This window comes from Faecousia sp. (assembly GCF_048519415.1).
GTDB lineage: Bacteria > Bacillota > Clostridia > Oscillospirales > Oscillospiraceae > JAZOXB01.
The window spans coordinates 1-7,997 of the sequence record NZ_DBFZUT010000002.1; the positions used below are offsets into that span (position 1 = coordinate 1).

The 7,997-nt window shown below is 59.1% G+C and carries 10 protein-coding genes; 9 read left to right on the forward strand and 1 reads right to left on the reverse strand.

Annotated elements, in window-relative coordinates; genetic code table 11:
• Positions 1-301: 301 nt before the first annotated feature.
• From ACMKFF_RS00080 to ACMKFF_RS00110, 7 genes are all read left to right on the forward strand, one after another.
• On the forward strand, positions 302-514 hold the full coding sequence (locus ACMKFF_RS00080) for a FeoA family protein (RefSeq protein ID WP_349136347.1): 213 nt from the start codon (positions 302-304) through the stop codon (positions 512-514).
• 73 nt (positions 515-587) lie between these two features.
• Complete coding sequence (locus ACMKFF_RS00085) at positions 588-809, forward strand: FeoA family protein (RefSeq protein WP_349136349.1); 222 nt, start codon at positions 588-590, stop codon at positions 807-809.
• Positions 810-878: 69 nt separating this feature from the next.
• Entirely contained in the window at positions 879-3,287 is a 2,409-nt protein-coding gene (gene feoB, locus ACMKFF_RS00090) for a ferrous iron transporter B (RefSeq protein ID WP_419495669.1), read from the forward strand.
• A gap of 32 nt (positions 3,288-3,319) precedes the next feature.
• Entirely contained in the window at positions 3,320-3,490 is a 171-nt protein-coding gene (locus tag ACMKFF_RS00095; RefSeq protein ID WP_418468526.1) for a FeoB-associated Cys-rich membrane protein, read from the forward strand.
• Between the two features lie 71 nt (positions 3,491-3,561).
• Positions 3,562-3,942, forward strand: a complete 381-nt coding sequence (locus tag ACMKFF_RS00100) for a metal-dependent transcriptional regulator (RefSeq protein WP_418468527.1) — start codon at positions 3,562-3,564, stop codon at positions 3,940-3,942.
• A 174-nt stretch (positions 3,943-4,116) separates the two neighbouring features.
• The gene (locus ACMKFF_RS00105) at positions 4,117-4,671 is read left to right on the forward strand and encodes a DUF3793 family protein (RefSeq protein ID WP_418468528.1); all 555 of its coding nucleotides are present in this window, start codon (positions 4,117-4,119) and stop codon (positions 4,669-4,671) included.
• A gap of 47 nt (positions 4,672-4,718) precedes the next feature.
• Positions 4,719-5,144, forward strand: a complete 426-nt coding sequence (locus ACMKFF_RS00110; RefSeq protein WP_349136357.1) for a flavodoxin — start codon at positions 4,719-4,721, stop codon at positions 5,142-5,144.
• A 249-nt stretch (positions 5,145-5,393) separates the two neighbouring features.
• On the opposite strand, the gene ACMKFF_RS00115 is transcribed toward ACMKFF_RS00110, so the two are convergent.
• Positions 5,394-6,335 (reverse strand): zinc ribbon domain-containing protein, encoded by a 942-nt coding sequence (locus tag ACMKFF_RS00115; RefSeq protein WP_419495670.1) that lies wholly within the window; start codon positions 6,333-6,335, stop codon positions 5,394-5,396.
• 148 nt (positions 6,336-6,483) lie between these two features.
• Here ACMKFF_RS00115 and ACMKFF_RS00120 point away from each other — a divergent pair, with 148 nt between their 5' ends.
• Positions 6,484-7,074 carry a thymidine kinase gene (locus tag ACMKFF_RS00120; RefSeq protein ID WP_349136361.1) on the forward strand — a complete coding sequence of 197 codons (591 nt, stop codon included), beginning with the start codon at positions 6,484-6,486 and terminating at the stop codon, positions 7,072-7,074.
• 21 nt (positions 7,075-7,095) lie between these two features.
• Positions 7,096-7,836 carry a purine-nucleoside phosphorylase gene (gene deoD / locus ACMKFF_RS00125; protein ID WP_349136362.1) on the forward strand — a complete coding sequence of 247 codons (741 nt, stop codon included), beginning with the start codon at positions 7,096-7,098 and terminating at the stop codon, positions 7,834-7,836.
• Positions 7,837-7,997 lie beyond the last annotated feature (161 nt).

Consider the following 7,997-nt stretch of genomic DNA (forward strand, 5'->3'; position numbering starts at 1 on the left):
CTTGCAATATATAGTATTAGCAGTGTATTAATACCAATACTTTGACTTACACCGTGAGAATGCTACTGGCTGTTGCGTGAGAATTCTTAAGACTGGGAAAAATCTACAAATCAGAGGTTAGGCAAGACAAACTTTTGGGCATGTATACAAAACACACAAAATCGGTGGGTAAATGAAATTCCGGGCTTGACAAAAGGCCGCCCTCCCGTTATAATGACTCTTGGTTAGGGAAACCTAACCAATTTCAAAAGACTTCGGTTAGCAAAAGCTAATCACAATACCGGAGAAAGAAGGCGAACGTATGATGCCGTTGACCCTGATGTCGCCCGGTGAGGACGCCATCATCCAGAGAATCGGCGGAAAGCCGGAGGTGCGGCAGCATCTGGAAAACCTTGGCTTTGTAGTAGGCGGCAATGTCAGCGTGATCAACACGATCGGCGGAAACCTGATCGTGAACGTCAAGGAAGCGCGCGTTGCGATCAGCCGCGAAATGGCACAGAAGATCATGGTTTGATCCCGGGAGCCATTTGCAGCGGCTCTCTCACTTCAATCATATGCAATGCATTACAGAAAAGGAGGAGATTTCGATGAAAACACTCAGGCAGGTCAAGGTCGGCGAAACCGTTACCGTCGTGAAGCTGCATGGCGAGGGCGCCGTCAAGCGCCGCATCATGGACATGGGCATCACGAAGGGCGTGCAGGTTTACGTCCGCAAGGTCGCGCCGCTGGGCGACCCGGTCGAGGTCAATGTCCGTGGCTATGAGCTGTCCATCCGCAAGAACGACGCGGAAATGATCGAGGTGCAGTAACCCCGTTTCTTTTTGCAGGAGGGTTAGCCCAAACTACCCTCACTGAAATCCGGAAAGAGAGGAAGCAAAATGAACATTCGAATTGCCCTTGCGGGCAACCCGAACAGCGGCAAGACGACGCTGTTCAACGCGCTGACCGGTTCTAACCAGTTCGTTGGCAACTGGCCCGGCGTCACCGTGGAAAAGAAGGAAGGCAAGCTCAAGAAGCACAACGGTGTGACGATCACCGACCTTCCCGGTATCTACTCCCTGTCCCCGTACACGCTGGAAGAGGTCGTCGCCCGTAACTACCTGATCGGCGAGCGTCCCGATGCGATCCTGAACATCGTCGACGGCACGAACCTCGAGCGCAACCTGTACCTCACCACGCAGCTCACCGAGCTGGGCATCCCGGTCGTCATCGCCATCAACATGATGGACGTCGTCCGCAAGAACGGCGATAAGATCAACACCGCAGAGCTGTCCCGTGAGCTTGGCTGCAAGGTCATCGAGATCTCTGCCCTGAAGGGCACCGGTGTCATGGAGGCTGCCGAGGCCGCCATCAAGGCCGCCGAGGGCACGAAGACCGTTCCGATGCACACGTTCTCCGGTCCGGTCGAGCATGCGCTGGCCCACATCGAAGAGGTCGCCGTGCATCAGATGCCGGAGGAGCAGCAGCGCTGGTACGCCATCAAAATCTTCGAGCGCGACGAGAAGGCCATGGCACAGCTCAAGCTCTCTGCCGATGTGCAGGCGCACATTGAGGAGGACATCAAGGCTGCCGAGAAGGAGCTGGACGACGATGCCGAGAGCATCATCACGAACGAGCGCTACGTCTACATCGCCTCCCTGATGAAGGGCTGCTACAAGAAGAAGAACGCCGGCAAGCTCACCGTCTCCGATAAGATCGACCGCGTGGTCACGAACCGCTGGCTGGCTCTGCCGATCTTTGCCCTGGTCATGTGCCTTGTTTACTATGTCTCCGTTACGACGGTCGGCTCCTGGGCGACCGACTGGACGAACGACGGCCTGTTCGGCGACGGCTGGCATCTGTTCGGTATCGGCTCGAGCGCCTATGACGATGCCATCAACGAGTACGCCGAAGAGAACATCTGGACACCGGAGGTCGTCGCAGAGGTCTCCAAGGCCGCTGACGAAGGCGTTATCGGCGCGCAGGACGTTCTGGACGCCATCAACGACCAGGACTTCGGCGCATTTGACGAAGCCTACGGCAGCTACGGCGACTCCCTCGCCGCTGCGGGCTATGACATCTCCGAGGTCTATGACACCGCCATGGAGTCCGCTCCGGATACGAGCGACTACGGCGTGTGGGTCCCCGGCATCCCGGTCCTTGTGGAAGACGGCCTGAACGCCATCCACAGCCCGGATTGGCTCAACGGCCTGATCCTTGACGGCATCGTCGGCGGCGTCGGCGCAGTCCTTGGCTTCGTCCCGCAGATGCTCGTCCTGTTCATCTTCCTGGCCTTCCTCGAATCCTGCGGCTACATGGCCCGTATCGCATTCGTGATGGACCGTATCTTCCGCAAGTTCGGCCTGTCCGGCAAGTCCTTCATCCCGATGCTCATCGGCACCGGCTGCGGCGTTCCGGGCATCATGGCCTCCCGTACCATTGAAAATGACCGAGACCGCAAGATGACCGTCATGACGACGACGTTCATTCCCTGCGGCGCAAAGCTCCCGATCATCGCCATGATCGCCACGGCTCTGTTCCACGGTGCATGGTGGGTCGCTCCGAGCGCTTACTTCCTCGGCGCTGCCGCCATCGTTGTCTCCGGCATCATGCTGAAGAAAACGAAGATGTTCGCAGGCGACCCGGCTCCGTTCGTTATGGAGCTGCCCGCCTATCACTGGCCGACCGTCGGCAATATCCTGCGCAGCATGTGGGAGCGCGGCTGGTCCTTCATCAAGAAGGCCGGTACGATCATTCTGCTGTCCTCCATTGTGATGTGGCTCGGCTCCGTCTTTGGCGTCGTGGACGGCAAGTTCGTGTTCGACCTTGAGATGGAACTGGACTACAGCCTTGTCGGCCGTCTTGGCAATGCCATCAAGTTCATCTTTGCTCCGCTTGGCTTTGACAATGCCCGTGCCGCAATCGCGACCGTCATGGGACTTGTGGCGAAGGAAGAGGTCGTCGGCGTCTTCGGCGTCCTGGACTTCGTCTCCATGACCAAGCTGGCCGGTTACTGCTTCCTGATCTTCAACCTGCTGTGCGCCCCGTGCTTCGCCGCCATCGGCGCGATGAAGCGCGAGATGAACAACGCAAAGTGGACGTGGTTTGCCATCGGCTATCAGTGCTGCTTCGCCTATGCGATCTCCCTGATCGTTTATCAGCTCGGCAGCCTGTTCACCGGCCATGGCAATGTCCTCGGCGTCATCGTCGCTGTCCTGCTCATCGGCTTCATCTGCTACATGCTCTTCCGCCCGTATAAGGAAGCGGAGCACCTGAGCACGAAGGCGAAGGCACTCGCACAGAAATAATCATCGTACCTTCCTGAAAGGAGGAACTTCTCATGCCGGAATGGTTAGCATATTATTGGCCCACGATCCTCGTGTGCCTTGCACTTGGCGGTATCGTGTTCGCGATCATCTTCTCGATGGTGCGCAGCCGCAAAAAGGGAAAGACCTCCTGCGGCTGTGACTGCGGGCACTGTGCGCTGCACGGCTCGTGCCACTCGAAATAATACCTCTGAACCGTCTGCGGGGCGGGTCCGCCCGCCCCGCAGGAACAAAACACTCAGCGGAGGAAACCGGAATGCAGCAAGCGCTTTCTGCAAGCAACATCAAATATCTTCTCGCGCTGCGCAGTCTGTGCGGTCCGAGCAATGAGATCCGCTGTGTCAGCGTGGCAGACGCACTCGGCATCTCCAAGGCCAGTGTCCATGCCATGATGAATGCCCTGAAGGAAAAGAATCTCATTGAAAAGAATCACTATGGCATGGTGCACTTCACCCCGGAGGGCCGCAGCCTGGCGGATCAGTACGCCGCCTGCTATGACGTTCTGGCGGGCTATCTGCACCGCGTCTCCTCCGAGGAGGCCGCACTGCGTGCTGCATTGTGCGCCTTCCTTGCAGAGCTGCCGCCGGACCATCTTGGCCGTCTGTGCCAGTCGTCCACCTGCGCAGCACACTGCTGAGGCTTGGGACACCCGCAGAAGTGAGGCCCCGATGGAATATGCTTCCCCTTACCGGGCTGCTGCCCGATGCACCGGAAGCATTTTCTTCAGCACGTTGGTTAGAGATGACTAACTGCGAAATACCGGGATGTCCGCAGGAAAACGGGGCATCCTGAAAGAGAAGGAGGAGACGATATGTCCGAATATCAGATCATTCGCTTCTGTGCGCCGACGCTCGCCGGGCTGAAAACCGCCAGCCTGTTCTGCTGCGATGCGCCGGATGAGGCAGAGCTGCTCGGGCAGCTGCGCCACTGGAACACTTCTCTTGCCCCGAAGGGCCTGCGGATGCTTCCGCTGCGCATCTGGAACGGGCGGGCGCTCATATACCTCTACCGGCCGAAGGCGCTGGCGCGCGACCTGGCCTGTGAGGATGCGGCCTGCCTGCTCAACGGCAGCGGTTACGATGGCACGGAGCCTTCCGGCTGCCTGCGCTGCCTGATGGACCGTCTGCAGTGCCAGAAGGACGGCTTCCCGCACGAGATCGGCCTGTTCCTCGGCTATCCGCCGGAGGACGTGCGCGGCTTTATTGAAAACGAGACCCGAAATTACAAATTCACCGGTTACTGGAAGGTCTACGGAGACGAGGAGCGCTCGCGCGCCCTGTTCGACAAGTTCGAACGCTGCACGCGCTGCTATCTGGCCTCCTGGGCCCGTGGGACCGGGGTGGAGCGGCTCGCTCTGGCCGTCTGAGCCGGAGCTGCCGTGAAAAAAATTCAAAACAGAAAGGATCATGGATCATGAGTAAGATCGCAGTTGTTTATTGGAGCGGTACCGGCAACACCGAGCAGATGGCCAACGCCGTCGCAGAGGGAGCCAAAGAGGCCGGTGCGGAGGTCAGCACGCTGACCGCCGATCAGTTCTCCGCCGCGAAGGTCGCGGAATTTGACGCCATTGCCTTCGGCTGCCCCGCCATGGGTGCGGAGACGCTGGAAGAGGACGAGTTCGAGCCGATGTTCACGGGCTGTGAGTCCGCCCTGTCCGGCAAGAAGCTCGCGCTGTTCGGCTCCTATGGCTGGGGCGACGGCGAATGGATGCGCACCTGGGAGGACACCTGCCGTTCCGACGGCGCGGTGCTCGCCTGTGAGAGCGTCATCTGCTGCGAAGCGCCGGAAGACGACGCGCTTGCGCAGTGCAAGAAGCTGGGTGCTACGCTGGCCGGCTGATCCCGGGTGTAACGGGCGGGATCGCAAAAGAGTGGCCTTCGGCAATTCCTGTCGGAGCCCCGTGCGGCACTGCCTGATAGATCGACCACGCCAGAGCACAAATAGATCGTAATCAGCAAAAATCACCTCCTGAAAATGGGACACGTCCCGAAAAAAAGCTGTGGGCCGCCTGACGAACGGTCCACAGTTTTTGTTTCGGGGCTTCCTCGCTTTTTTGATGATTCAATTTGACAGGGTACTGTTCTCAGCTCATTCCGCTTCCATGGCTGCGCTGACCTCGCGGCGGTAGCGCAGCGTGACGACGGAGAACAGGATGCCGGAAACGGCGCTGAGGAGCAGGGAGAACATATGCAGCAGAACATTGCCGTTCAGATAGCCGAACATGCCGTAGAGCTGGAGGGCGATGTCGTAGTCCAGATACGGCGCGCCCCAGTACATGGCAAGACCGATGATCTGCATGGCGGCCTCTGCCATGACGATGACGGCGAGGAGCATCGGCGGGAGCGTTGTGGCGCGGGCTTTGACAGCTGCCTCATTTGCGGAGTTCAGTGCGGCGATGATGCAGCCCTGCAGGACAATGGTCAGTGCGCAGCCGGCTGCCATGACAAAGACGACGTATTCTTCGCCGACAAAGTGGAAGCTGAAGAAATCCTCGGCGCTGTAAAACAGCAGATAGATCAGCAGAAACGTCAGCTCGAGTGCCTCGAAGATGATGCGGAAGACGGCCGCCGTGCGCAGGCAATTCAGCCCGCCGGTCGAGATCTGCGCGCCGCGGCTTCTGCAGGCCCCTGCAGCGGACCACACGCCGATGACGGTCAGCAGCTCCGGCAGCCAGAAGGCAGCCTGCAGGAACTGCATCAGGCCGCTCGGGCTTGCGTCGATGGCCGCCCGGACGCTCCCAATGCCGCCGGAAATGCCCAGCAGCAGGTCCAGCAGGTGCAGCACCGCGACGGCGGTCAGGGCAATGGCGGCAAACAGGTAGGACAGCGACCGGCCGCAGCCCGTCAGGGCGTGCGTATAGGCCGTCGGGTGGGCGGGCACGAGCTGCACCGGCGTGGGGCGGACCTGCTGCACGATAACCGGGACCGGCTGTGTGCTATGCATGGGCTGCTGCACGGGCAGCGCTGCACCGCAGGTAGAGCAGAAACGGGCGGAGGCGTCGTTCGGCGCTCCGCATTTCGGACAAAACATGGAAAATCCCCCTCGGTTCGATTCTGCCTTCAGTATAACGAAACGGGTGCACCTTGTCAATGCGTGCTGTACGAGAATGCTTTTCTGCTTGCATAAATGGAACAAATCCGGTATAATAGTCCCAGTCAATGCAAATGGGGGATAGCCAATGGCAAAGCTCTACTTTAAATATGGCTCGATGGGCTCGTCCAAGACAGCACAGGCGCTCATTACCAAGTATAACTACGAGGAAAACGGCATGCACGTCTGGCTGATCAAGCCTGCGGCCGATGAGCGCGACGGCGCGATCATCCTGCGCAGCCGCGTTGGTCTGGAGGCCCCTGCCGAGGTTGTTCCGCCGCACAGCGACATCTACGAGCTCTATCGCAGCCGCGAAAAGACGGACGTCATCATCGTCGACGAGTGCCAGTTCCTGACACCTGCGCAGATCGATCAGCTCCGCGACATCGTGGACGTAGAGAACATTCCGGTGCTGTGCTTCGGCCTGCGCACGGATTTCCAGTGCAAGCTGTTTGACGGCAGCCGCAGGCTGTTCGAGGTGGCGGACACCATCACGGAGATCAAGGCCATCTGTGACTGCGGGGCCAAGGCCACGGTCAATGCCCGGCTGGACAGCGAGGGCTGCATCGTCACGGAGGGCGCTCAGCTCCTGCTCGGCGGCAACGACCGTTATCTTGCCATGTGCCACAAGTGCTGGATCCGCAACATCCGTGAGCACCGCAAAGTAAAGAACCGCTGAATTTTGAAAGGAGATCCTGTTATGAATTATCCGACTCCCCATATCAACGCCACGCCCGACGATTTTGGTCAGACCGTTCTGATGCCGGGCGATCCGCTCCGCTCGAAGTACATCGCCGAGCATTTCTTGGAGAACGCCCGCCTCGTGAACAACGTCCGCGGCGTGCAGGGCTACACGGGCACCTATCACGGCGTGAAGGTTTCCGTCATGGCCTCCGGCATGGGCATCCCGTCCATCGGCATCTATTCCTATGAGCTCTACAACGCCTTCGGCGTGCAGAACATCATGCGCATCGGCTCGGCCGGTTCCATCAACCCCGATATCCACGTCCGCGACATCGTCATCGCGCAGGGCGCCTGCACCGATTCGAACTTCCTGCACCAGTATCACATCGACGGCACGTTCGCACCCATTGCCTCCTATGAGATGCTGCGCCGCGCCGTTGCGTCCTGCGAACAGGTCGGCGCGACGTATCACGTCGGCAACGTCCTGTCAACGGACAACTTCTATAACGACGACGAGGGCATGCCCGAGGTCCTGCAGACCGTTCCCGCCTGGATCAAGATGGGCGTCATGGCCTGCGAGATGGAGGCTGCCGGCCTGTATATGACTGCCGCCCGCTGGAAGAAGAACGCCCTGTGCATCTGCACGATCTCCGATCACATGCTCACGGGCGAGGCCCTGCCCGCCGAGGAGCGCCAGACGTCCTTCACGCAGATGATGGAGGTCGCGCTCGAAACGGCCGTCAAACTGGAAAAGTAATCAAAAAATTCGGAAGCGTAAAACAACGCTTCCGAATTTCAGCTTGGCAAAAAAGTCCCTTTGGACTTTTTCGCCAAGCTGCTTTCCGAATTGCAAAATCAAATTTTGCAGCATGGTTTTGCAATTCTGCCGCTGCGGCGGGTGATCAAACGCGAAAGGAC

What these genes read in the sequence shown, in the direction of transcription:
- ACMKFF_RS00120 (WP_349136361.1), top strand. Translation starts at nt 6,484, where the DNA reads ATGGCAAAGCTCTACTTTAAATATGGCTCGATGGGCTCGTCCAAGACA.
- ACMKFF_RS00085 (WP_349136349.1), top strand. Translation starts at nt 588, where the DNA reads ATGAAAACACTCAGGCAGGTCAAGGTCGGCGAAACCGTTACCGTCGTG.
- feoB (WP_419495669.1), top strand. Translation starts at nt 879, where the DNA reads ATGAACATTCGAATTGCCCTTGCGGGCAACCCGAACAGCGGCAAGACG.
- ACMKFF_RS00095 (WP_418468526.1), top strand. Translation starts at nt 3,320, where the DNA reads ATGCCGGAATGGTTAGCATATTATTGGCCCACGATCCTCGTGTGCCTT.
- ACMKFF_RS00115 (WP_419495670.1), bottom strand. Translation starts at nt 6,335, where the DNA reads ATGTTTTGTCCGAAATGCGGAGCGCCGAACGACGCCTCCGCCCGTTTC.
- ACMKFF_RS00105 (WP_418468528.1), top strand. Translation starts at nt 4,117, where the DNA reads ATGTCCGAATATCAGATCATTCGCTTCTGTGCGCCGACGCTCGCCGGG.
- ACMKFF_RS00100 (WP_418468527.1), top strand. Translation starts at nt 3,562, where the DNA reads ATGCAGCAAGCGCTTTCTGCAAGCAACATCAAATATCTTCTCGCGCTG.
- ACMKFF_RS00110 (WP_349136357.1), top strand. Translation starts at nt 4,719, where the DNA reads ATGAGTAAGATCGCAGTTGTTTATTGGAGCGGTACCGGCAACACCGAG.
- deoD (WP_349136362.1), top strand. Translation starts at nt 7,096, where the DNA reads ATGAATTATCCGACTCCCCATATCAACGCCACGCCCGACGATTTTGGT.
- ACMKFF_RS00080 (WP_349136347.1), top strand. Translation starts at nt 302, where the DNA reads ATGATGCCGTTGACCCTGATGTCGCCCGGTGAGGACGCCATCATCCAG.